This is a genomic window from Rathayibacter sp. AY1F3 (assembly GCF_002931975.1).
GTDB lineage: Bacteria > Actinomycetota > Actinomycetes > Actinomycetales > Microbacteriaceae > Rathayibacter.
Window position 1 is genome coordinate 33026 of sequence record NZ_PSVF01000002.1, and the last position, 23038, is coordinate 56063.

Genomic DNA, 23038 nt, shown 5'->3' on the forward strand with positions numbered 1-23038 from the left:
CTGTCGCCCGGCGTCGTCGTCTGGTGTGGGGAGTCGGGTCAGCCGGCGAGCAGGGCGGCGATGCGCCGGGCGCCGCGGACGGCGAGGCCGACCGAGGTGAGCGTCGGGTTGCAGGCGGTCGCCGTCGGGATGACGCCGTTGCCGCCGAGGAAGAGGCCGGGGACGTCCCAGACCTCGCTGTCGGAGTCGACGACGCTCTCGCCGTCGTCGGTCTCGCCCATCCGGGTCGTGCCCTGGTAGTGCAGCGAGGACCCGAGCGGCATCACGAAGGCGCGGTCGTCGAGCGGTTCGCCGATCGCCCGGCCCAGCCGCACGATCTCCTCCCGTGCGCGGTCGATCGTCTCGTGGTCGCGCGGAGTGAGCGTGTAGTGGATCACCGGTGTGGGCATCCCGGTCCCGTCGAGCTCGTCGTCCGAGAACTCGACGCGGTCGCTGGACTGCAGGTCCTTGGCGCAGAAGAGGCCGAGGCCCACGATGGAGCCCGGCGCGGCCGGATCGTCCTCGGCGATCGGCACCGGCGAGGCGTCCAACTGCATGATCTGCCCGTGGAAGGGCAGCTCGTCCACGAAGGGCACCCAGGTGACGCCGCTCTGCTCGCTCAGACCGATGGCCGCGTCGGAGTCGACCTGCTGAACAGCGTCGGCGGCGTCGCGGATGCGCACCGCGAAGACGATCTGGGCCTGGTCGTTCAGCGTGCGGCCCAGGGCCGGCGGGCGGATGCCCGACGCCCAGAGCAGCTGCGGGGTGCGCAACGCATCGGCAGCGACCACCACGGCCCGGGCCGACACCGTCTGCACCTCACCGGAACGGACGTCGCGGACCTCGACGCCGACCGCCCGGCCGTCCTCGGCCAGGACGACGCGGACGACCTGCGACTCGTCGAAGAGGGTGAAGCGCGGGTTCGCGCGCGTCTCGTCGCCGAGCACCACGTCCGAGCCCGACCAGACCAGGCGCCCGTCGTCTCGACGGTGCGCGGCGAGTGGCATCGGCTGCACGGACGTCTCGGCGACGCGGCCCCGGTCGACGGCCTCGGCGAGGCGCGCGCGCACCAGGTCCCCGAAGGGCGCGCCGTCGAAGGCGTGCGTGGTGACGCCGAGCAGGCGCTCCGCCTCGCCGAGCAGCTCGTCGAGGTCGGGGAGGAACGCGATGCGCTCCGATCCGCCGGGTCGCGGGCAGGCGCCGGTCCAGTGCGCGGCCATCCCGCCGACGTTGGTCGACATCGCGACCGCGGGCAGGCCGTCCTCGCCGTCGACCCGGTAGTGCTCCTCGAGGAGGAAGGTCCCGGCCCGGGCCGCGCGCATGCCTGCCTTCACGCCTCCCGGGTCGCTGATCGTCGGCGCACCGGCGGCCGAGCCCTCGGAGAGGCGCTGCGCGCGGGTCCGTGCGTCGCGGTCCTGGATGTTCTTGACGTGCGCTCCGGCGGGAGAGGTGACGGTCGGGCCGAGCTCGAACATCGCGATCGTGGTCCCGGGCGAGGTCTCGGTCAGGATGCGGGCGTAGGCCGCGCCGGTCGGACCGCTGCCGACGATCGCGACGTCGACGGCCTCCGGGTACCGGCTGGTCATGCCTGCTCCGCCCAGCCCTTGATGCGGGCGACGGAGGCGACGGACTCGGTCTGCGGGTAGTACTCGAGGCCGATCGGGCCGTCGTAGCCGGAGGCGCGCAGGTCGGCCAGGCGGGCCGGCCAGTCGATGTCGCCGGTGCCCGGCTCGCCGCGTCCCGGCGCGTCCGCGATCTGCACGTAGCGGATGACGTCGGCGGCGGCGGTCATCTCGGTCGCCGGGTCCTCCCCCTCGACGGTCGAGTGGTAGAGGTCGTAGAGGACGCCGAAGAAGGGCGAGTCGACCTCGCGCGCGACGTACGCGGCCTCGGCCGTGCGGTCCAGGAGCGATCCGGGGTGGTCGACCCGGACGTTCACCGGCTCGAGCACGAGGGTGATGCCCGAACCCTCGATCTGCGCGATCGCGCGGCGGTAGATCTCGGCGAGCTTGTCGAGCTGCACCTGGCGCTTGCTCCCGCCGAACCCTGTACCGCTGCCGACCACCATGCGGGTGCACTTCAGCTGCTGGGCGATCGCCACCCCGCCGTCGAGGGCGGCGAAGAACGGCGAGTCGTCGAAGGGAGGGATCATGAACTGGGTGCGCGGCTCCGAGAGCTGAGCGGTCAGGACCACTCCCGTCTCCTCGAGCGCGGCGGCCAGGGCCGGCACGTCCTTGGGCTTCGCGGGGGCATCGACGCCCGTCGGCCCCCACATCTCGACGGCGGTGAAACCCGCCGCGGCGGCCGCACGGACGCGGTCGGCGTAGTCGGCTCCCGCCTCGGTGAAGAGGAGCTCGATGTTCGGGGCTAGCTGGTACATGGGATCTCCTGATGGACGGAACGGTCGGTTCGGATCGCGGGGCGTCAGAACATGGGGTGGTCGTGGACCGGCGACTCCGGGACGGCCTGCAGCACGTCCCAGTGCTCGACGATCCGGTCGCCGTCGAAGCGGTAGAAGTCGGCGACCGCGGCGTCGGGCGCTCCGGGCCGCGTGGCCCGGACGTGGACGACCGCGAGGTCGCCGTCGACGAGAGTGCGCTGCACCTCGAAGCGGGCGTCGGGCGAGCCGTCGAACTTCGGGGTGAGCATCGCGACAGCGGTCGCCGGCCCGTCGGGGATGGTCGGGTTGTGCTGCCGGTAGTCCTTCGAGACGAGGAAGGCGAACGCCTCCGCGACCCGCTTGCGCGTGTAGAACAGCTCGACGAAGCGGGCGAAGTCCGCCCGGCGGTCACCCGTAGGGGCGGGCGCCTCCGCGGCGCTCATCCCTTCAGGCCGCCGGCGAAGCCCTGGATGAAGCGCTTCTGGGCGAAGAGGTAGAAGGCGAGGATCGGGATCATCGAGATGATGACGATCGCGAAGATCTGGTTCCACTGCGAGACCAGGGAGCCGATGTAGTAGTACATCGCGACGGGGAGCGTCTGGCTGGTCGAGCCGCCGAGGAAGATCAGCGACGTGAAGAAGTCGTTCCAGACGATGAGGCCGGCGAGGATCGCCACCGTCCCGGTCGCCGGCGACATCAGCGGCAGCACGACCCGGAAGAAGATCTGGGTGCGGGTCGCCCCGTCGATCGACGCGGCCTCCTCGTACTCGGTGCCGAGCCCGCGGAAGAAGCCGGCGTAGAGGAAGATCGCGAGCGGCAGGAGCATCCCGCTGTAGAGGATGATCATGCCCCAGACCGAGCCGGTGAGGCCGATCGTCCTGGCGCCGATGTAGAGGGGCACGGTGCCCAGCTGGGTCGGCAGCACGATCGCGATCAGGAACAGCAGGTAGGCCCCACGGCTCCAGCGGCGGGTGCTGCGCGAGATCACGTAGCCCGTCAGCGAGCCCAGCAGCACCATCACGAGGATGCTGCCCGCGGTGATGATCGCGCTGTTCAGCAGGCCGAGCAGCACGTTCGACTGCCCCGTCGCCGAGAGCACGTCGACGAAGTTCTGGATCGTGGGCGAGGCGGGCGGCGCGAGCCGGGAGGTGCTGAACACCTCCTCGTCAGGCTTCAACGAGATCGCGATGAGGAAGTAGAAGGGGAGCAGGTAGACCAGCGCGACGACCCAGAGCGAGACCTCGCGGACGGCGGTCCATCTCGTGTAGCGGAACATGTCACTCCTTGCCGGTGCGGTCCTGCGTGACCCGCTGCTGGACCACCGCGAAGAACAGGATGATGAGGGTGAGGATCAGCGCCAGTGCGGCGCCGTTGCCGAACTGGCCGAGGCTGAACGCCTGCTTGTAGACCTCGGTGGCGAGGGTCGAGGTCGCGTTGGCCGGGCCTCCGCCGGTGAGGGCCATGATCTGGTCGAAGATGCGCAGGCCGTTCACCAGGCCGAGGGTCGTCGCGATCGCGATCGACGGGCGGATCGAGGGCAGCGTGACGTGGACGAAGCGCGACCAGAGGTTCGCGCCGTCGATCGCGGCCGCCTCCTCGACCTCCACGGGGACCGAGGCGAGGCCGGCGGCGTAGATCACCATGGCGAAGCCGATGTTCTGCCAGACGACGACCACCAGAACCGCCCAGATGGCGAAGACGGGGTCGGCGAGCCAGGAGCGGGCCATCGAGCCGAGGCCGACGCCCTGCAGCACCACGTTGAGCGGCCCGTCGAACTGGAAGATGAACTTCCAGATGTAGGAGGTGGCGAGCGGGCTCAGCACCACCGGCATGAAGAAGAGCGTGCGGAGGATGTAGCGGGTCTTGAGGAGGCGGTTGAGCCCCACGGCGAGGCCGAGGCCGGCGAGGTTCGAGAGGATCACCGAGGCGAAGGCGAGGAAGAGCGTGTTGACCAGCGCCCCGACCTTGCTCGGATCGGCGAAGATCTTCGCGAAGTTGTCGAAGCCGACCAGGTCGAAGCCGCCGATGCCCGTCCAGTTCGTGAAGGCGAAGAAGGCGCCGACGCTGGTCGAGACGTAGTGGATGGCGATCACCATCAGGATGCCGGGCAGCGCCCACCACCAGTGGCCGAGCTGGAGCAGGCCCTTCTTGCGGCGGGGCGGATGGGTGACCCGGTCGAGGGGACCCTTCGACTTCCGGGGCGGAACGACGAGCCCTGTGGTCGCGTCTCGTACGGTCGATGTCATCGGGTCCTCGCTACGTCGTCGTGAGCAGGTGGTGAGCGGAGCGTCCCGCCCGGCCGCCGAGCGGCCGGGCGGGACCGGGATTCACTGATCCCAGGCGGTGTCCATCGAGGCGAGGACCTGGTCGATGCTCGACTGGCCCGTGAGCAGTCCCTGCACGCCGGTCGCCATGGCGTCGTAGACCGAGGCGTTGGCCCAGGCCTGGTTGGGCAGCGGGGTGTAGTCGCCGTTCTTCAGCAGGTCGGAGACGCCCTCGTAGGTGCCGCCGGTGAAGTCCATGTCGGCGAGGCCGGAGACGGGGAGGCCTCCGGACGCGTCGGCGAAGGCGGTCGCCTGCGCGGGGTCGGCGAGCCAGTCGAGGAAGTCGCCGGCCGCCTCCTTGTTGGCAGACTTCGCGTTGATCGACAGCGAGTAGGTCGGGCTCGCGACGCCGTAGGGCTTGTCGCCCGAGGTGGCGGGCGGGAACGCCTGCGCCACGAAGGTCTGGTCGGGCGAGGCCTTGGCCAGCTCGGAGGCCGAGCCGAGGGGCCCGAAGAAGGAGAGAGAGGCGCCGGAGGTCATGTTGTTGGTGATGGCGTCGAAGCCGGCACCCTCGACTCCGCCCTGGAAGCACCCCGCCTCGTTGAGATCGACGACGGTCTGCAGGGTGTCCTTCCAGCCCTCGCTGTCGGCGAAGGTGACGTCGCCCGCGGCGCGCTGCTCGTTCCAGTCGGGCGTCTCGGCGAAGACGCGGGTGGCGGAGACGATGAGAGCGGTGATCCCGGCGTTGGGAGCGGCGCCGCCCGCGACGACGAACATCGACTTCCCGGCGTCCGCGGCCGTCGCGCAGGCCTTCTCGACCGAGGCGAAGTCTGTCGGGAAGTCCGCGAGGCCCACCGAGTCTGCGGTCGTCTTGTTGAGGATGAGGCCCGCGTAGGAGACGCCGAGGGGGAGGCCGTAGATCGAGTCGTCGACGGAGTAGCTGCTCTCGCTGCCGGGCGGGATGACCTCGGCGGCGTCGGGGATGGCCTCGAGGAAGCCCGCCTCCGCGAGGGGGATGACGCTGCGGCTCTGGCCGGAGCCGGCCTCGGTCTCCATCACGTCGGGGGCGTTGCCCGCCTGGAGCTGGGTGCGGATCGCGTCGCCGTAGGTGTCGTTGGGCTGGGGCGAGAGGGTGATGGTGACGCCGGGGTGGCTGTCCATGTAGTCCTGCGCCAGCGTCTCGAACGGGCTGGCGATGGTGTTCGACTTCGCGTAGGTCAGCGAGAACGAGGTGGAGCCGTCGGAGCTCTCACCCGAGGGAGATCCCGAGCAGCCGGCGAGGAGCACGGCTGCCACGGCGGGGAGGGCGAGGTAAGCGGATCTGCGGACAGGGAAGCGACGCTGCTCTGACATGTCCAACCTTTCTGACGTCGATGTCACGGTGGGGAGCCGGGGGCGGCTTCGCTTCAGTATCACAGCGATGCGTCTGAAACACACATAAGACTTCGCGATGATCGACATAAGTACGGGCGCGGGCGCCTGGCGAGCCCGCGGCGTCCCGCGCGCGGTCCGGGCCAGGCGGAGGGGGTCGCCACCCGGCGAGGCCGACCGCACACTGCCCGCCGCGAGGACTGGCCCTGCGGCGCGATCGATGCGTCACGAACGGTCGCCACGGCGGCCGGATGACGACCGTTCGTGACGCATCGCCGGAGCGACGGGGGTGAGGACCCGGGGACGCGCACCCATCCGGGTGTGCGCCCGCTCCGAAGAGAGGCGGGGACTTCAGGAGGAGACAGATGGCACGCGGCAGATGGCACGTCGGCACGATCGTCGCGCGAGTGCGCGCATCCGGAGCGATCGGGGCCTCCGGGCTCGACGCGGTGGAGCGGGCGGAGCGCCGGGCAGAGGTCCTGCGCATCGCCGGGGGAGTCGACTCCGGTCGTCTCGGCGACGACCAGGCGATCGCGGCGTTCGGCCGGATCGTCGACGGCCTGCAGAGCGACCTGCCCGGCTCGGCGCTCGGCGCCTAGCCCGCGAGGCCGGCGTCCCGGCACCCGCCCTGAGCGGACACCCGCCGAGCCGACATTCCGAGCCTCCGCGCGGCGCTGAGACCCGCCGGGCGAGCGTGCCGACGGCACACTGGGCGCGGGGACCCGCGAGCCCGGCGCCCCGAGCACCCGCGCGCCGCGGAGCCCCGCTACCCCAGCGTCCCGAGCGCGATCCGCGGCAGCAGCCGCTGGATCGCGACGGCCGCCGCGCCGCGCGCCCACTCCACGAGCCCGCCGTCGTCGACGAGCAGCGCCAGGGGCGGAGCGTCCGGGTCGCGCGTGGCCGCGATCGCGGCGTCCACCACCGCGGCCTGCTCCGTGTAGAGGGCGACACCCTCCCCGGCCAGGATCACCGTGCCGGACATCGAGAGGTTGCCGATCGCGGCGATCATCGTCCCGAGCGCCGTGCCGGAGTCGGCGAGGATGCGCTCGGCACCGGGGTCGCCCGCGCGAGCGGCGGCGAAGCCCTCGGCCAGGGTCAGCTCGCGGCCGGTGGCGACGAAGAGCTGGCGGAGGAGCGAGGGCAGGCTGAGCATCGCGGTCGAGCAGCCGCGGTGGCCGGCCTCGCAGACGGGGCCGGTGGGATCCAGCGGGTAGTGGCCGCCCAGGCCGAGCCCCGCCTCCGGGGGCGCGACCACCCGGTCGTGCACCACCAGTCCGTAGCCCACGCCCGCGCCGACCGTGAGCACCGCGAAGTGCGGGATGCCGCGGCCGCGCCCGAACCAGTGCTCGGCTCCCGTGAGCGCGACCACGTCGTTCTCGAGGGCGACCGGCAGCCCGAGAGCGGCCGAGAGCGGAGCGGCGAGGTCGACGTCGCGCCAGCCGAGGAACGGCGCGCGGCTCACCCGGCCGTCGGCGGCGATGCTCCCGCCGAGCGTCACGCCCAGGCCGGCGAAGGCGGAGGGGCCGCCGAGCTCGTCGACGACCGAGACGATCGCGGCGATCACGTCGGCGGGCTCCGTCCCCGGCAGCGGGCGGACCAGCTCCCGCTCGGTGCGCGCGCGCAGGTCGGTGCGGACGGCGAGGACCTCGGTGCCGGTGATCTTCACGCCCGCGAAGCTCAGCGCGTCGGCGCGGATGTCGAGCGGCCGGGCGGGGCGGCCGACTCCGGTGCTCTGCTCGAGGCCCTCGACGACCAGGCCGCCGTCGAGGAACGGGCGCGCGAGCCGGGTCAGGCTGGCGGGCGAGAGGCCGAGGCGGCGGCCGAGCTCGGCCCGCGAGACGGGACCGTGGATCAGGACCTCGCGCGCCAGGAGCTCGGAGGAGCTCCCGGAGGCGTCCTCGGCGACGATGGTGTCGGTCACGGGGCTCCTTCTTTCCGGCCTGGTAGAAAGCTACCGGCAGTGCGCCGCTCCAGGAACGGATCCGGACACTCGCGCTGCTCTTGACACCCCTATTACTTCTGCTCTAGAAATAAGCCATGCACCGCAGCATCGCCCCCACGAACGACTCCGTGACCCTCTCCGGCCAGGAATCGCGCCTCTTCCACCTGCAGGACGGGGGCACCAGCGTCGTCGTCGACGCCCGCCTCGTCACCTTCCCCACGATCGTGCACTGGGGCGCCGCGCTCGGAGATCTTTCCGCCGCCGAACTATCCGCCCTCGCCGACGCCGCCCTCCCCCAGCGCGTCTCGGGCGGACTCGACGCCTTCGCGCCGTTCGGCCTCGTCGCCGTCGAGGCCGACGGCTGGCAGCACGCCCCCACCTTCGAGGGCACCCACGAGCGCGCGGCCGCGTCGGAGCGGTTCGAGGTCGAGAGCATCGAGGCGCTCGGCTCCGCCCTCCGGACCGTCGCCACCGGCGCGGGCGTGCGCCTGACCGTGGACCTCGAGGTCGACGCGGCCGGCCTGCTCACCCAGCGCGCCCGGGTCGAGAACCTCGACGCCCGCCCGTTCCGCCTCGAGCGCTTCGAGCTCGGCTTCCCGCTCCCCGCGACCGCGCGCGAGATCCTCGACACCACCGGGCACCACCTCCGCGAGCGCCACCCGCAGCGCCGCCCACTGACCATCGGCGAGCACACCCGCCGCACCCGCCGCGGCCGCCCCGGCGCCGACGCGACCCTCCTCCTCGCCGCGGGCACGCCCGGCTTCGGCTGGGAGCGCGGGCTCGTGCACGGCGTCCACCTGGGCTGGAGCGGCGACACCTCGCTCCGCGCCGAGCGCACCGTCGAGGGCGTCTCGCTCCTCGCGGCCGGCGAGCTGCTGCGGCCCGCCGAGATCGAGCTCGCGCAGGGCGAGAGCTACGAGACCCCGGTCGCCTACGGCTCCTGGGGCGACGGGCTCAGCGCTCTGCAGGCCCGGTTCCACGCGTCGCTCCGCGCCCGCCCGCAGCACCCCGTCGCTCCGAGGCCCGTCACCCTGAACACCTGGGAGGCCGTCTACTTCGACCACGACCTCGCTCGCCTCACCGCCCTCGCCGAGCGGGCCGCGCGGATCGGGGTCGAGCGCTTCGTGCTCGACGACGGCTGGTTCCTCGGCCGCCGCGACGACACCGCGGCGCTCGGCGACTGGACCGTCGACCCTTCGGTCTGGCCGGAGGGCCTCACCCCGCTGACGGACGTCGTCACCGGCCTGGGGATGCAGTTCGGCCTCTGGGTGGAGCCCGAGATGATCAGCCCCGACTCCGACCTGGCCCGCGCGCACCCGGAGTGGATCCTCGGCCCGGCCGGCCACCTCCCGGCCTCGGGGCGGCAGCAGCAGGTCCTCGACCTCTCGCAGCGCGGTGCGTTCGAGCACGTGCTCGGCGCCCTCGACGCGCTGCTGACCGAGTACCCGATCGCGTACCTCAAGTGGGACCACAACCGCGACGTGATCGAGGCGGTCTCGCCCGCCACCGGCCGCTCCGCCGTCCACGAGAACGTGCTCGCGCTCTACCGCCTGCTCGACGAGCTGCGCTCCCGGCATCCCGGCGTCGAGATCGAGTCGTGCGCCTCCGGGGGCGCCCGCGTCGACCTCGGGATCCTCGCCCGCACCGACCGCATCTGGACGAGCGACTGCATCGACCCGCTCGAGCGGCAGACCATCCAGCCCTTCACCCAGCTGGTGGTGCCGCCCGAGCTGATGGGGCAGCACATCGGAGGGCCGCGGTCGCACTCGACGCAGCGCACCCACTCGCTCGCCTTCCGCGCCGGCACCGCGCTGCCAGGCCACCTCGGCATCGAGTGGGACGTCTCGGATCTCGCCCCCGCCGTCGAGGAGGAGCTGACCGCCTGGGTCGCCTTCCACCGCGAGCACCGGGCGCTGCTGCACACCGGGACGGTCGTGCGCGCCGACCTCGCCGACGACGCCGCCTCGCTCTCCGGAGTCGTCGCCGCCGACCGCTCCGCCGCCCTCTTCACCTTCGCCCAGCTCCGCACCGGCGAGACCTACCCGCCCGGCCGGATCACGCTCCCGGGCCTGGACCCGGAGCGCACCTACTCCGTGGCGCTCGCCCCGGTCACGTCGCCGCTCGGCGGCCCCGGGCAGTCGCCGCTCGGCTGGGCCGAGCACGGGACCGCGCTCCGCGGCCGCGTGCTGGGCACCGTCGGGCTCCAGGCCCCCGTCCTCGATCCGGAGCAGCTCGTCGTGCTCGTGCTCACCGCCCTCTGACCCGCCCTCCCGGCGCCGGAGCCGACCCCGCTCCCCCGCCGCCGCACCTGCTCTCGCACCGCCCTCCGCGGTCGAGCGCGCCCTGAGACCTGTCCCCACGCGCAAGGAGGCGCCGCATGTCCGCTCATCCGCATCCCCCCGGGTTCTCCCGGCGGCTGTTCCTCTCGGTGCCGCTCGCCGCGGCGTCCGCCGCCGCCCTCGCCTCCTGCGCCTCCCCCGGCGCCGGCGACGGAGTGACCACGCTCGACTTCTTCCAGTTCAAGGCGGAGGCGGTGGAGGACTTCGCGCGGATCATCCGCGAGTTCGAGGCGGCCAACCCGGACATCCGGGTCATCGCCAACAACGTGCCCGACCCCGACACGGCCATCCGCACCCTGCTCGTGAAGGACAAGGTGCCGGACGTGCTGACCCTGAACGGCAGCGGCTACTACGCCGACCTCGCGAAGGCCGGCGTGTTCCACGACTTCACCGGCGACGAGCTGGTCGAGCGGGTGAACCCGGCGGCCCTCGACATCCTCGCCGCCCTCGGCAGCTTCGAGGGGAAGGAGGTGAACGCGCTCGCCTTCGCGAACAACGCGGACGGGATCCTCTACAACCGCACGATCTTCGCCGAGAACGGGATCGAGGTGCCGACCACCTGGGACGAGCTGATCGCCGTCTGCGAGACGCTCACCGCCGCCGGGATCACTCCCTTCTACGGCGCCCTGCTCGACAACTGGACCGGCGCCCCCGCCTTCAACGCGCTCGGCGGGCAGCTGCAGCCGGACGGCTTCTTCGACGCGATGCGCGAGGAGGGAGCGGCGCTCGGCCCCGACTCCCCCGTCTCGTTCTCGAAGGACTACGCGACGACGATGGAGCGGCTCGGGCAGCTCTTCTCGTACACGCAGGAGGGCTCGTTCGGCCGCGGCTACGACGACGGCAACCAGGCCTTCGCCGCGGGCGAGGCGGCCATGTACCCGCAGGGCATCTGGGCGATCAACCCGGTGCGCACGAACAACCCGGACATCGACCTCGGCGTCTTCCCCTACCCGGTGCTCGACGACCCGGCGGACACGCGGGTCACCTCGGGCGTCGACGTGGCCGTCGCCATCGGCCGCGGCACTCCGAACCTCGACGCGGCCCGCCGCTTCGTCGACTTCCTGCTGACCCCCGGAGTCGTCGAGCCGTACGTCGCGAGCCAGGCCGCCTTCTCGCCGCTGGTCGGCGCCGCACCCAACTCGGACCCCACGCTGGCCGAGCTGCAGCCCTACTTCGAGCAGGGACGGCTGATCGGCTTCGTCGACCACCAGATCCCCGCGAGCATCCCGCTCAACCCCACGCTCCAGGCGTTCCTCGCCAGCGGGGACGCCGACGCGGCGCTCCGGACCCTCGACAGTGAGTGGCGCAAAGTCGCGGCACGCACGACCAGGAAGTGACCCCATGACCACGACCACGACGGCCGCCGCGCAGGCGGTGGCGACCACTCCTCCGCCGCCCGCGCGCCGCAAGCGCACCATCGGGCGCACCTCGAAGACCTTCTACTGGATGACGGTCCCCGCCGTCCTGCTCTTCTTCGTGCTCCACACGGTCCCGGTCCTCACCGGAATCTTCTTCAGCTTCACGGACTACGCGGGCTACGGCTCCTGGGACCTGATCGGCGCCTCGAACTACCTCGCGCTCCTCCAGGACGACCGCGTCTGGAAGGCCTACGGGTTCACCTTCGGCTTCGCGATCGTGGCGACCGTGCTGGTGAACGTGATCTCGCTCGCCATCGCCGTCGCCCTCAACGCGCGGATCAAGTTCCAGACGGCGTTCCGCGGGATCTACTTCATCCCCTACGTGCTCTCGACCCTGGTCATCGGCTACGTATTCCAGTACCTCTTCGCGAACTCGCTGCCGCAGATCCTCGGCGCGATCCCGGTGATCGGCGAGAACATCCTCGCGAACGCCGACTGGGCGTGGGTGGCGATCGTGGTGCTGGCGGTCTGGCAGGCCTCGGCCTTCTCGATCATCATCTACCTCGCCGGACTCCAGACCATCCCGGGCGAGCTCTACGAGGCGACCTCGCTCGACGGAGCGGGGAGGTGGCGGCAGTTCACCTCGATCACGTTCCCGCTGATCGCCTCCTTCTTCACGATCAACATGGTCATCTCGATGAAGAACTTCCTCCAGGTGTTCGACCACATCATCGCCCTCACCAACGGCGGCCCCGGCACCGCGACGGAGTCGATCACGCTGCTGATCTACCGCGGCGGCTTCCAGGGCGGCGAGTACGCCTATCAGACGGCCAACGCCGTCCTCTACTTCCTCATCATCATCGTGGTCTCGCTGATCCAGTTCCGAGTCCTCAGCCGCAGAGAGGCGTCGTTCTGATGACATCGACCATCACCCCCACGACCGCGATCGCCCTCGGCGAGCCCGAGGGGCGGCGCCGGCCCTCCCGCGACACCTACCGGATCAACTGGTGGGCGACCGCGCTCATCGCGGTCTGCTCGCTGACGATCCTCCTGCCGCTCTACTTCGCCGTCGTGACCGCGCTGAAGACGCCCGACCAGCTCGGCGGCACCGGGTTCGAGCTGCCGACCTCGATCTCGTGGGGCAACTTCGCCGAGGCGTGGACGGCGACCCGCTTCCCGCAGGCCTTCGTGAACACCGCGCTGATCACGGTCGGAGCCGTCGTGCTGACGCTGTTCTCGAACTCGATGGTCGCCTACGCGGTCGCCCGGAACATGCACAGGCCGTTCTTCAAGGGCGTCTACTTCTACCTGCTCGCCGCGGTCTTCGTGCCGTTCCCGATCATCATGCTGCCGGTGGTGAAGGAGACGGCCCTGCTGGGCCTGGACAACCAGGCCGGGCTGATCCTGCTCTACGCCGTGTTCGGGCTCTCGATCAACACGTTCATCTACACCGCCTTCATCCGCTCGATCCCCATCGAGCTCGAGGAGGCGGCGCGCACCGACGGCGCCTCGACCTGGCGGACCTACTGGCAGGTGATCTTCCCGCTGCTCGGCCCGATGAACGCGACCGTCGGGATCCTGACCTGCGTGTGGGCGTGGAACGACTTCATCCTGCCGCTCGTGGTGCTCTCGGACCCGTCCGCCCGCACCCTGCCGCTGGCCGAGTACGTCTTCCAGGGGCAGTTCAACACGAACTACACCGTCGCCTTCGCGTCCTACCTGATGGCGATGGCGCCGCTGCTGATCGTGTACCTCTTCGCGCAGCGCTGGGTGGTCAGCGGAGTGATGCGCGGGTCGATCAAGTAGCGGTCGCGGCGAGCGCCGCCTCGAGCAGGTCCGTGAGCACGGTGCCTCGCGAGCCCGCGTCCTCCGGGTGCCACTGCACGCACCAGAGCGGCGCGGACTCGTGCTCGAGGGCCTCGACGGTGCCGTCGTCGGCGCGGCCGACCACGACGAGGCCCTCGCCGGGACGGTCGACGGCCTGGTGGTGGGAGCTGCGGACGTCGAGCTCGGCGGCGCCGAGGATGCGAGCGAGGGCGCTGCCCGGCTCGAGCGCCACGCGGTGGTCGACCATCCCGGACAGGTGCTCGCCGGGGACCGACCGGCCCACGTGACCGGCGCCCGGCAGGTGCTGCACGAGGTCGCCGCCGAGGGCGACGTTGACCAGCTGCATCCCGCGGCAGATCCCGACCAGCGGGGTCCGCGTCTCGACGGCACGGCGGACGAGCGCGATCTGCGCGCGGTCGGCCGAGGGGAAGGACTGGCCTCGGTGCGGGTCGTCGGGTCGGCCGCCGTAGAGGGACGGGTCGACGTCCTCCCCTCCGGTGACCACGACGGCGTCGGCGGTGGCGAGCCGGCGCTCGAGCTCGGCGGCGCCGGCCTGCTCGGCAGGGACGCGGTCGACCACGAAGCCCGCGGCGGTGGCGGCCGTGACGACGCTCGCGGTCAGCAGCTGCAGCTCGATCTCGAACTCGGGGTCCTCGCGGCCGCCGTCGGCGACGTCGACGACGAGCAGGACGGGGCGGTCGGAGGCCATGCGGACATCGTGCCACCCGGCCGGCTCCTGCAGAACGTCGGCGGAGAGGAGGGCCTGTGCGTCGGCGGGCGAGGGACGGCGCTTTCGGCGGGCGTTCTGCACGAGCCCGCAGACCTCTCCCGGGGTCTGGTCAGGATCCGGTACCGCGATCTAGGATGTTCACGTTCACATTCCGTGCGAAGACGCACACCTCCGCGGCCCTGCGGATCGTGCCTCGACGCCGCACCCGATCACGAGGGCCTATCTGCATGAGACGATCACGATCGGCGGTGAGGACCGCTCTGGCGGTCGCGACCGTCGCCGCCACGGCGCTGCTCGGCGCCACGGTCCCCAGCTCCGCCTTCGGAGCCACCGAGACCCCGATACTCCACTACACGTTCGATACCGCCCCCACCGGCACCACGGTCGCCGACACCAGCGGCAACGGCTACAGCGCGACGCTGCGCGGCTCCGGAGCCCAGTTCCGCAACGGGCTCATCAGCCTCCCCGGCGGATCCGCCGCGGCCGCCCCCTACCTGGAGATCCCCACCGCCGGCCTCGTCGGCAAGAAGGACCTGACCTTCTCCACCTGGCTCGCCCACAAGGGCGGCACCGGCAACGTCGCCGCCGCGTTCGTCGGAGCGCCCGTCGCCTCCGGCGCCTCGTTCTCCTCCGGCTACTGGCTGCTCAACCCGAGCAACCTCTCCGGCTACACCAAGTCGGTCGTCACCAACTCGGTCAACGCGGGCGCTCCCTACAACACCGAGGTCGGCGCCGGAGCGACGGGCACCCCGACCGTCGGCGCGCGCACCCCCTCGGGCCTCTCGCTCTACACGACCGTCATCGACGGCTCGACCGGCAAGCTCACCGTGTACGTCAACGGCGCGCAGATCTCGCAGAGCACGATCGCCCGCGACGTCTCCTCGTTCGGCCCGTCGCTCGTCGCGTACATCGCGCGCTCGACCTACAACGACCCGGGCTGGAACGGCGAGATGGACGACTTCGCCGTCTACGACAGCGCCCTCAGCAGCAGCTCCGTGCAGGCGCTCTACTCCTCGCAGGCCCTCGACCGCGCCGTCGCGTCGGTCACGGTGCCCACGGAGGCGACCGCCGGCTTCACGGTGCCCACCACCGCCAGCGGCGTCGGCATCACCTGGACGTCCAACAGCGCGGCCGTGGCCATCACCGGCGGCACCGCGACCGTCACGCGCCCCGCCGCGGGACAGCCGGACGCCACCGCCACCCTCACCGCCACCTACAGGGTCGGCACTGAGACCCGCTCGGTCGACTACACGGTGCGCGTCGCCGCGCAGCTGGACGACGCGACGAAGGTCCAGCGCGACCTCGCCGCGATCGCGATCCCGAACGTCGGCGACATCCGCACGAACGTCTCGGTGCCCACCACCGGCACGCTCGGCTCGAGCATCGCCTGGAGCGTCGTCAGCCCGAGCGGAGCGACCGTCCGCGACGGCAGCGCCGCCGGCACCCGCACCATCGACGTCGACCGCCCCGCGACCGGGAGCCCCTCGATCGACGTGGTCGTCCGCGCGACCGCGACCAGCGGATCCACCACCCGGACCCGCGACTTCACCCTCCGGGTGCAGCCGCTCCCCGCCGGCACCGACGACACCGAGGCGTACGTCTGGGCGTTCTTCACCGGAGAGGGCGACGGCGCCGAGCGCATCAGCCTCGCCGCCTCGAAGGGCAACGACGCACTGAGCTGGAACACGCTGAACGGCGGCAAGCCGGTCTTCACCTCGAACCTGGGGACGATGGGCCTGCGCGACCCGTTCATCATCCGCTCGCACGAGGGCGACAAGTTCTTCATGCTCGCCACCGACCTGAAGATCGACGGGCTCCCCGGCGGCTTCGACACCGCGCAGAAGTCGGGCTCGAAGTACATCGAGGTCTGGGAGTCGACCGATCTGGTGAACTGGTCCGCCCAGCGCCACGTCAAGGTCTCCACCGACTTCGCCGGCAACACCTGGGCCCCCGAGGCGTACTGGGACGACGAGCTCCAGACCTACGTCGTGTTCTGGGCCTCGAACATGTACCCGACCACGAACACGGCCGACCGCACCTCCGTCACCTACAACCAGATGATGTACGCGACGACCGAGGACTTCACCTCCTTCTCGGAGGCGAAGCCGTGGATCGACGTCAAGCGCGGCGCCGGCAAGGGCACCATCGACTCGACGGTCGCCAAGGACGGCGACACCTACTACCGCTTCACCAAGGACGAGGCGTCGATGACCCTCCGCGAGGAGAAGAGCACCGACCTGCTGGCCACCGTCTCGGGCTCGCTGCCCGGCACCGGCGGACCGGCGGACGAGTGGTCGCTGGTCAAGGAGAAGGTGGCCTCGGGCCTGCCCAACGGCGAGCCCGGGAAGACCTTCACCAGCGGTGAGGGCCCCAACGTCTTCCCCGCCAACGAGGGCGACGTGAACGGCCTCGACTGGTTCCTCTTCATCGACCAGCCGAACTACCACGACGGGCCGAACCACTACATCCCGTTCGGCACCGACGACCTCGCGAACGGCGACTCCTGGCAGCCGCTCGGAGCGAAGCTCCGCACGGGCCTGCCGCAGAACGCCGACGGCGGCAAGCCGCGCCACGGCACGGTCATCCCGGTGACGCGCTCCGAGTACCAGAAGGTGCTCGAGGGCTACGCCCCCGGCCTGGCCGTCGCCTCGGTCGCTCCGCTGACCGCGACGACCACGGTCGGCACCGCGCCGGTCCTGCCCCGCGCCACGATCACGACCGCCGCCGGCACCACCAGCACGGTCGACGTGGCCTGGGACGCCGTCGCGCCCGCCGCCTACGCCACGGCCGGGACCTTCACGGTCTCGGGCGTCGCGCAGGACGCGTCGCGCATGCCGGTGCAGGTCACGGTCACCGTGCAGTCCTCGCTGAAGGTGAGCGCGACCGCCACGTCGCGCTGCGTCGCCGGCAAGGTCGTGCTGACGGTCGTCGGCAGGAACGGCGACACGGTGCCGATGGACGTCTCGATCAGCACCCCGGAGGGCGTGAAGACGATCGCCGGAGTGAAGCCGGGCGCCTCCGGCTCCGCCGCGTTCACGGTGCGCTCGACGCAGCTCGCCGCGGGCGAGGCGACGGTCACCGGCACGGCCTCGGTCGGCGGCAAGACCGTCACGGCCACGGCCACCGCGCCGTACAGCGCGCGCAGCTGCGGCTGACGCACGGCACTCCCCGGGAGCCCGTCGCACCTCACCGGTGCGGCGGGCTCCCGTCGTCGTGCGGAGGGAGTCGGGACACCGCCCTGACACCGAGGCACCGCTCCCTCGGCGGCGCCTCGGCGGACGGCGCGGTGCCGCGGCGCGCGGGCGGACCCGGGACGGCCCGCCCGGCGTCATCCGGTGACGGCTGCCGGTCCGGCTTCGAGCAGGTCGCGGACGCTGCGCGGCTCGCGTCCGAGGAGGCGCCCGAGCTCGGGGCCGGTGCCCGCGAAGAAGCCGCGCTCGGCCGCCCGGTGCATCCCGAGGGTGAAGCGCACGAGGAACTCGGGCTGACCCGCCGCGACGCGCGCGGCGACCCACTCGTCGTCGCCGAGGACGCGCAGCTCGACGGGCCGCCCGCCGACCTCGGCCGCGATCCCGGCGATCTCCTCGAACGTCGGAGCCTCCGTCGCGGTCAGCGTGACCGGCCCGTCGTGCGGGCTCCCCGAGAGGAGGAGCCGGGCGGCCGCCTCCGACTCGTCCTCGCGGGCCGTCCACGAGACGCGGCCGTCGGAGGGGACCTCGATCACTCCGGCCTCCCGCCACGGTCCGAGGAAGAGGCCCAGGCTGTGCGCGTAGAAGCCGTTGCGGAGCGACGTCCAGGCGAGTCCGGACTCGGCGAGCAGGCGCTCGGTCGCCGCGTGGTCCCGGCCCGGGCCGAAGGGGGTGTCGGCGGCGGCGCCCTGGTGGCTCGTGTAGAGGACCCGTCCGACTCCGGCCGCGACGGCCGCCTCGACGGCGGTGCGGTGCAGGGCGACGGCGTCGGCCCGCGGATCGCTCGAGGAGACGAGGAGCAGCTGATCCGCTCCGTCGAAGGCGGCCGGGAGGGAGGCGGGGTCGGCGTAGTCGCCGACGCGCACCTCCACTCCGCGCTCCGCGAAGCGGGCGGCCTTCGAGGCGTCGCGGGCGACGACGGCGATCCCGGAGGCGGGGACGGAGTCGAGGAGGTGGTCGACGGTGGCGCCGTTCAGAGCGCCGGTGGCACCGGTCACGATGATCATGGGGAGAGCCTTCCGATGAGGGGTATCAGCGATACCACGACGAAGATAACCACGGAATTCCCTTGATAGCAACCGTGCGCTACCGTCGATACGTGACCAGCTCCACTCCTCCGACCGACACGCGCCTGCGCATCGTCGAGGCGGCCGCCGGCCTCCTCCGCGACGAGGGCCCCGCCGCCGTCACCACGCGAGCGGTCGCCCAGGCGGCCGGGCTGCAGGCCCCGGCGATCTACCGCCTCTTCGGCGACAAGGACGGCCTGCTCGAGGCGGTCGCGGAGCACGTACTGGCCACCTGGGTCGACTCCAAAGCGCGGACGGTCGAAGCGGCCGTCGCCGGCGGCGTCGACCCGGTCGAGGACCTGCGCGCGGGCTGGGCCGCGCAGGTGGAGTTCGGCCTCGCCAACCCCGCGCTCTTCCGCCTCCTCGGCGATCCGGGCCGCGCCTCCGGATCGCCGGCCGCCCTCTCCGGGCGGCGGGTCCTCGCCGCGCGCGTGCAGCGAGTGGCCGCCGAGGGCCGCCTCCGCGTGCCGGAGGAGCGCGCCGTCGGCCTCATCCAGGCGGCGGGCACCGGCGTGGTCACCACCCTGCTCTCCACCCCCGCCGCCGACCGCGACCCCGGTCTCGCCGACGCCGCGCTCGACAGCGTGCTCGCGGGGATCCTCGCCGACCCGCCCTCCCCCGGCGACAGCGGGCGGCTCACCGCCCTCGTCGGCGTCCGGGCCCTCGCACCGGAGCTCGCCGGTCTCACGCCCGCGGAGCGCCTGCTGCTCGCGGACTGGCTCGACCGCGCCCTCGCGGCGGCCGCGCAGGAGTGACGGCCGCGCTTCCACCACAGGAGTGACGAGCGCCGTCCCGCCGCGGGGACGACTGCGCCTCCGCCCCGCAGAGGCGCGGGCTTCGCGGCTAGGCGCGCCTGCCGTCGGGCGGGAGGATCGACGCCTGGATGAGCGGCACCGGGAAGTGCGACGCCCGCAGCGGGTCGAGCAGGCTGTCGGTGATCCCCGCGGTGAAGTCCTCCGTGCCGAAGACCTTGAACAGCGCCTCCCGCCCGAACTTCGAGCTGTCGGCGACGAAGAACGCCTCGCGCGCGGACGCCATCATCAGGCGCTTGAGCTCGAGCTCGTAGCTGGTGGTGCTGTAGATGCCGTCGTCGCCCACGGTGTCGGCGCCGAAGATCGCGACGTCCACCCGCAGGTTCGAGAGCTGCTGCACCGAGGTCGGCCCCCACATCGAGAAGGCGTTCGGCAGGAGCTCGCCCCCGATGAAGACGAGGTGGATCGTCTGCTTGCGGGCGACGGCGAGGGCGACCCGGAGGTCGCCGGTCACGACGGTGAGGCGCTGGTTCTCGAGGTGCCGCGCGACCTCGAGCGTCGTGGTGCCCCCGTCGAGGAGGATCGTCTGCCCCTCGAGGACGCGCTCGGCCATCGCCCGCCCGATCGCCGCCTTCTCGCTGCGGTGCAGCTCCTCCTTGAAGTGGTGCGGAGTCTCGGACTGCTTCACCGGGATCGCGCCTCCGTGCGTGCGCTTGACCAGGTCCATCGCCTCGAGCCGCTCGAGGTCGCGCCGGATGGTCGACGGAGTGACGTCGAACCGCTCCGCGAGGTCTCGCACCGACTGGAAGCCGCCGTCCTGGAGGACGTCGACGATCTCTGCTTGACGGGACATCCCACACCTCGATCCTGGTCTCGCCTCCGTCGAGGCTACGGGGCGGAGCGGGGAGGAGGCGCAGACGGCGCGCGGAAACGCGCAGATTGCGCGCATGCGCGGGCGGCTGCGCGTCCCGACCGGCGGGTACGCGGCTGATCTGCGCGGTCGAACGCACCCGCGGCGCCCGGGATGCGCGATTCGCGCGCTTCCCACGTGTCATGCGCGAAAGAGTGCAGCCATCTGCGCGTTATCGCTTGACGGCGTGCTCGATCAGCGATTAGCGTCGGGCTCCTGCGACGGATTCCGACACAGCAGCGTCAGAACACCGCACCGGATGAGGGCCGAACGGCCGCCATCCTCTCGTTCACGAAGGAGTCAACGAATGGACCGCTCTCGACTTTTCCGAGGCATGACGCTCGCAGCGGGCGCCGCAATCCTCCTCACCGGATGCACGACCGTCGGCGCCGGCTCCGACACCGCCGCCGGCAGCGGAGGCTCGGCCGCCCCCGGCGAGATGGTCATGGTGACCGTCGTCAAGGCGCAGACCATCCCGTGGTTCCAGCGCATGGCCGTCGGCGTGCAGGACTTCGCCGACGAGACCGGGATCGACGCCCGCCAGGAGGGCGCCGACGACGTCAGCCCCGAGAAGCAGACCGCGATCGTGCAGGACCTGATCGCGCAGCGCCCGACGGCCATCACGGTCGTCCCGAACTCGCCCGAGTCGCTCAGCAACGTGCTCGCCCAGGCCCGCCAGCAGGGCATCATCGTCGTCTCGCACGAGGCGTCCGGCATCGAGAACGTCGACGTCGACATCGAGGCCTTCGACAACGCGTCCTACGGCTCCGAGATCATGGACAACCTCTCGGAGTGCATGGGCGGCGAGGGGAAGTACGTCCAGTTCGTCGGCGGCCTGACCGCGAAGACGCACATGGAGTGGGTCGAGGCGGCGTACGAGACGCAGCAGGCCGACTCCCCCGGCATGACCCGCGTCGAGACCCCCATCGAGAGCACCGACAACCAGGAGACGGCGTACGAGCGCGCGAAGGAGATCCTCGCGAAGTACCCCGACATCGCGGGCTTCCAGGGCTCCGCCGGCAACGACGTCCCCGGCATCGCGCGCGCGGTGCAGGAGGCGGGCCTCCAGGACCAGGTGTGCGTGATGGGCACCTCGATCCCGTCGGTGGCCAACCAGTACCTGGCCGACGGCTCCATCGACAAGATCTTCTTCTGGGACCCGGCCCTCGCCGGTGAGGCCCAGCTGTCGATCGCGAAGATCCTCGCCGACGGCGGCGAGATCACCGAGGGAACCGACCTCGGCGTGGAGGGCTACGACTCGCTCAAGAAGCTCGACGGGTTCGACAACGTCTTCGTCGGGAACGCGTCCGTCGCGGCCGACGCGGAGACCGCCGCGCAGTACGACTTCTGATCCCCCTCCACCCCCGCTCCGGGGCGCGCCGCCCGCGCGCCCCGGAGCACCCTCAGGAAGGTCGACGATGACCGACGCTCCCCCCGGCACCACCGCCCCGATCCTCAGCGCCCGCGGCATCACCAAGCGATTCGGCGGCGTCACCGCCCTCGACGGCGTCTCGCTCGACCTGATCCCCGGCGAGGTGCACTGCCTCGCCGGCGAGAACGGCTGCGGCAAGTCCACCCTGATCAAGATCATCTCCGGGGCCGAGCGCCCCGACGCGGGCGAGATCTCCATCGACGGGGACACCCGCTCCCGGATGGACACCACCTCCGCGATCACGAGCGGGATCCAGGTCATCTACCAGGACTTCTCGCTCTTCCCCAACCTCACGGTCGCCGAGAACATCGTGCTGACCTCGGCCGTCGCGGCGAAGCACCGCCTCTACCGCGCCGGCACCGCGCGCCCCCGGGCGAAGGCCATCGTCGACGAGCTGCAGCTCGACCTGGACCTCGACGCCGACGTCGCCGACCTCTCCGTCGCCGACAAGCAGCTCACCGCGATCTGCCGCGCCCTCGTCAACGACGCGCGCGTCATCATCATGGACGAGCCCACCACCGCGCTGACGCACACCGAGGTGGCGCGGCTGTTCACGATCGTGGAACGGCTGCGCAGCCGCGGCGTCGCGCTCGCGTTCGTCTCGCACAAGCTCGAGGAGGTCCTCGAGATCTCGCAGCGGGTGACGATCATGCGCTCCGGCCGCGTGGTCACCAGCGGCCCCGTCGCCGACTTCGACCGCCGCTCCATCGCCGAGCACATGACCGGCCGCGAGCTCGACGAGTCGCGGATCGTGAGCACGCTCGACGAGTCGGCGCCCCCGATGCTCGAGGTCGTCGGCCTCTCCCGCCCCGGCGCCTTCCACGACGTCTCGTTCTCGGTGCGCCCGGGCGAGATCCTCGGCATCACCGGGCTCCTGGGCTCGGGCCGCACCGAGATCGCGGAGGCCGTCTTCGGCTCCCAGCCCGCCGCCTCCGGGATCATCGCCGTGGACGGAGCGCCCACCGCGGTGCGCAGCATCCGCGACGCCGTCCGCGCCGGCATCGGCTACGTGCCGGAGGACCGCCTCTCGCAGGGCCTCTTCCTGGAGAAGCCGATCGCGGACAACATCATCGCGGGCTCCCTCGACGCGCACCGCACGCCGTGGCGCTCGCTCGACAAGCGGCGGATCCGCGCGACCATCGACCGGCTCTTCGCCGAGCTGTCCATCAAGGCCCCGAACCCCCAGGCGCCCGTCCGCTCCCTCTCGGGAGGAAACGCGCAGCGCGTGGTGATCGCGAAGTGGCTGGCGACCGACCCGAAGGTGCTGATCCTCAACGGCCCCACGGTCGGAGTCGACGTCGGCTCGAAGTCGCAGATCCTCGAGCTGCTGCGGCGCGAGGCCGCCCGCGGGATGGCCGTCGTCGTGATCTCGGACGACGCCCCCGAGCTGGTCGCCTGCTGCCACCGCGTGCTGGTGGTCGCCCGCGGCCGCATCGCCCACGAGCTCCGCGGCGACGAGATCACCGCCGAGAACCTCCAGAACAGAATGGCGGTCTGAC

Annotated in this window: 19 protein-coding genes; 9 read left to right on the forward strand and 10 right to left on the reverse strand. The window is 71.8% G+C overall.

All coding sequences use genetic code 11. The features are described 5' to 3' along the window. Positions 1–38: 38 nt before the first annotated feature. The 6 genes from C5C39_RS01885 to C5C39_RS01910 all read right to left on the reverse strand — a co-directional run bounded on the left by C5C39_RS01885 (position 39) and on the right by C5C39_RS01910 (position 5976). The gene (locus C5C39_RS01885; RefSeq protein WP_104352515.1) at positions 39–1565 is read right to left on the reverse strand and encodes a GMC oxidoreductase; all 1527 of its coding nucleotides are present in this window, start codon (positions 1563–1565) and stop codon (positions 39–41) included. Then, a complete protein-coding gene (locus C5C39_RS01890) occupies positions 1562–2359 on the reverse strand; it encodes a TIM barrel protein (protein ID WP_104352516.1) in 798 nt (265 codons plus the stop codon). Before C5C39_RS01890 ends, C5C39_RS01885 begins: the two co-directional genes overlap by 4 nt. 44 nt (positions 2360–2403) lie before the next feature. Next, positions 2404–2802: a nuclear transport factor 2 family protein gene (locus C5C39_RS01895; protein WP_104352517.1), complete on the reverse strand. Its 399-nt coding sequence runs from the start codon at positions 2800–2802 to the stop codon at positions 2404–2406. After that, complete coding sequence (locus C5C39_RS01900) at positions 2799–3635, reverse strand: carbohydrate ABC transporter permease (RefSeq protein ID WP_104352518.1); 837 nt, start codon at positions 3633–3635, stop codon at positions 2799–2801. The genes C5C39_RS01895 and C5C39_RS01900 overlap by 4 nt, the downstream gene beginning before the upstream one ends. Before the next feature lies 1 nt (position 3636). Next, positions 3637–4605 (reverse strand): carbohydrate ABC transporter permease, encoded by a 969-nt coding sequence (locus C5C39_RS01905; protein WP_104352519.1) that lies wholly within the window; start codon positions 4603–4605, stop codon positions 3637–3639. Between the two features lie 81 nt (positions 4606–4686). Then, positions 4687–5976, reverse strand: coding sequence for an ABC transporter substrate-binding protein (locus C5C39_RS01910; protein WP_104352520.1), 1290 nt, complete (start codon positions 5974–5976; stop codon positions 4687–4689). A gap of 383 nt (positions 5977–6359) precedes the next feature. Between C5C39_RS01910 and C5C39_RS01915 the strand changes: the two genes are divergently transcribed. Continuing rightward, positions 6360–6593: a hypothetical protein gene (locus C5C39_RS01915; RefSeq protein ID WP_104352521.1), complete on the forward strand. Its 234-nt coding sequence runs from the start codon at positions 6360–6362 to the stop codon at positions 6591–6593. 167 nt (positions 6594–6760) lie between these two features. On the opposite strand, the gene C5C39_RS01920 is transcribed toward C5C39_RS01915, so the two are convergent. Then, positions 6761–7915 (reverse strand): ROK family transcriptional regulator, encoded by a 1155-nt coding sequence (locus C5C39_RS01920; RefSeq protein ID WP_104255234.1) that lies wholly within the window; start codon positions 7913–7915, stop codon positions 6761–6763. A 116-nt stretch (positions 7916–8031) separates the two neighbouring features. Here C5C39_RS01920 and C5C39_RS01925 point away from each other — a divergent pair, with 116 nt between their 5' ends. The 4 genes from C5C39_RS01925 (at position 8032) to C5C39_RS01940 (ending at position 13439) form a co-directional block, all read left to right on the forward strand. Further along, positions 8032–10197 carry an alpha-galactosidase gene (locus tag C5C39_RS01925; protein ID WP_104352522.1) on the forward strand — a complete coding sequence of 722 codons (2166 nt, stop codon included), beginning with the start codon at positions 8032–8034 and terminating at the stop codon, positions 10195–10197. A gap of 116 nt (positions 10198–10313) precedes the next feature. After that, a complete protein-coding gene (locus C5C39_RS01930) occupies positions 10314–11612 on the forward strand; it encodes an ABC transporter substrate-binding protein (protein ID WP_104352523.1) in 1299 nt (432 codons plus the stop codon). A gap of 4 nt (positions 11613–11616) precedes the next feature. Further along, entirely contained in the window at positions 11617–12549 is a 933-nt protein-coding gene (locus C5C39_RS01935; protein WP_104352524.1) for a carbohydrate ABC transporter permease, read from the forward strand. Beyond that, a complete protein-coding gene (locus C5C39_RS01940) occupies positions 12549–13439 on the forward strand; it encodes a carbohydrate ABC transporter permease (RefSeq protein WP_347877594.1) in 891 nt (296 codons plus the stop codon). Before C5C39_RS01935 ends, C5C39_RS01940 begins: the two co-directional genes overlap by 1 nt. Here C5C39_RS01940 and C5C39_RS01945 read toward each other — a convergent pair. Further along, on the reverse strand, positions 13432–14169 hold the full coding sequence (locus C5C39_RS01945) for a gamma-glutamyl-gamma-aminobutyrate hydrolase family protein (RefSeq protein WP_104352525.1): 738 nt from the start codon (positions 14167–14169) through the stop codon (positions 13432–13434). The genes C5C39_RS01940 and C5C39_RS01945 overlap by 8 nt on opposite strands. Before the next feature lie 269 nt (positions 14170–14438). Between C5C39_RS01945 and C5C39_RS01950 the strand changes: the two genes are divergently transcribed. Next, positions 14439–17345 (forward strand): immunoglobulin-like domain-containing protein, encoded by a 2907-nt coding sequence (locus C5C39_RS01950; RefSeq protein ID WP_181136292.1) that lies wholly within the window; start codon positions 14439–14441, stop codon positions 17343–17345. A gap of 173 nt (positions 17346–17518) precedes the next feature. Here C5C39_RS01950 and C5C39_RS01955 read toward each other — a convergent pair whose 3' ends face one another. After that, positions 17519–18385, reverse strand: coding sequence for an NAD(P)H-binding protein (locus C5C39_RS01955; RefSeq protein ID WP_104352527.1), 867 nt, complete (start codon positions 18383–18385; stop codon positions 17519–17521). Positions 18386–18477: 92 nt separating this feature from the next. Between C5C39_RS01955 and C5C39_RS01960 the strand changes: the two genes are divergently transcribed. Continuing rightward, the gene (locus tag C5C39_RS01960) at positions 18478–19200 is read left to right on the forward strand and encodes a TetR/AcrR family transcriptional regulator (protein WP_219813306.1); all 723 of its coding nucleotides are present in this window, start codon (positions 18478–18480) and stop codon (positions 19198–19200) included. A gap of 88 nt (positions 19201–19288) precedes the next feature. Here C5C39_RS01960 and C5C39_RS01965 read toward each other — a convergent pair whose 3' ends face one another. Then, positions 19289–20050 (reverse strand): DeoR/GlpR family DNA-binding transcription regulator, encoded by a 762-nt coding sequence (locus tag C5C39_RS01965; RefSeq protein ID WP_104352529.1) that lies wholly within the window; start codon positions 20048–20050, stop codon positions 19289–19291. A gap of 391 nt (positions 20051–20441) precedes the next feature. Here C5C39_RS01965 and C5C39_RS01970 point away from each other — a divergent pair, with 391 nt between their 5' ends. Next, entirely contained in the window at positions 20442–21458 is a 1017-nt protein-coding gene (locus C5C39_RS01970; protein WP_258060406.1) for an autoinducer 2 ABC transporter substrate-binding protein, read from the forward strand. Positions 21459–21525: 67 nt separating this feature from the next. Next, positions 21526–23037, forward strand: a complete 1512-nt coding sequence (locus C5C39_RS01975; RefSeq protein ID WP_104328618.1) for a sugar ABC transporter ATP-binding protein — start codon at positions 21526–21528, stop codon at positions 23035–23037. The last annotated feature ends 1 nt before the right edge of the window (position 23038 follow it).

Bases quoted from the DNA above. Each gene is read 5' to 3' on its own strand.
- C5C39_RS01885 (WP_104352515.1), bottom strand. From the start codon at position 1,565: ATGACCAGCCGGTACCCGGAGGCCGTCGACGTCGCGATCGTCGGCAGC.
- C5C39_RS01890 (WP_104352516.1), bottom strand. From the start codon at position 2,359: ATGTACCAGCTAGCCCCGAACATCGAGCTCCTCTTCACCGAGGCGGGA.
- C5C39_RS01895 (WP_104352517.1), bottom strand. From the start codon at position 2,802: ATGAGCGCCGCGGAGGCGCCCGCCCCTACGGGTGACCGCCGGGCGGAC.
- C5C39_RS01900 (WP_104352518.1), bottom strand. From the start codon at position 3,635: ATGTTCCGCTACACGAGATGGACCGCCGTCCGCGAGGTCTCGCTCTGG.
- C5C39_RS01905 (WP_104352519.1), bottom strand. From the start codon at position 4,605: ATGACATCGACCGTACGAGACGCGACCACAGGGCTCGTCGTTCCGCCC.
- C5C39_RS01910 (WP_104352520.1), bottom strand. From the start codon at position 5,976: ATGTCAGAGCAGCGTCGCTTCCCTGTCCGCAGATCCGCTTACCTCGCC.
- C5C39_RS01915 (WP_104352521.1), top strand. From the start codon at position 6,360: ATGGCACGCGGCAGATGGCACGTCGGCACGATCGTCGCGCGAGTGCGC.
- C5C39_RS01925 (WP_104352522.1), top strand. From the start codon at position 8,032: ATGCACCGCAGCATCGCCCCCACGAACGACTCCGTGACCCTCTCCGGC.
- C5C39_RS01930 (WP_104352523.1), top strand. From the start codon at position 10,314: ATGTCCGCTCATCCGCATCCCCCCGGGTTCTCCCGGCGGCTGTTCCTC.
- C5C39_RS01935 (WP_104352524.1), top strand. From the start codon at position 11,617: ATGACCACGACCACGACGGCCGCCGCGCAGGCGGTGGCGACCACTCCT.
- C5C39_RS01940 (WP_347877594.1), top strand. From the start codon at position 12,549: ATGACATCGACCATCACCCCCACGACCGCGATCGCCCTCGGCGAGCCC.
- C5C39_RS01945 (WP_104352525.1), bottom strand. From the start codon at position 14,169: ATGGCCTCCGACCGCCCCGTCCTGCTCGTCGTCGACGTCGCCGACGGC.
- C5C39_RS01955 (WP_104352527.1), bottom strand. From the start codon at position 18,385: ATGATCATCGTGACCGGTGCCACCGGCGCTCTGAACGGCGCCACCGTC.
- C5C39_RS01965 (WP_104352529.1), bottom strand. From the start codon at position 20,050: ATGTCCCGTCAAGCAGAGATCGTCGACGTCCTCCAGGACGGCGGCTTC.
- C5C39_RS01970 (WP_258060406.1), top strand. From the start codon at position 20,442: ATGACGCTCGCAGCGGGCGCCGCAATCCTCCTCACCGGATGCACGACC.
- C5C39_RS01975 (WP_104328618.1), top strand. From the start codon at position 21,526: ATGACCGACGCTCCCCCCGGCACCACCGCCCCGATCCTCAGCGCCCGC.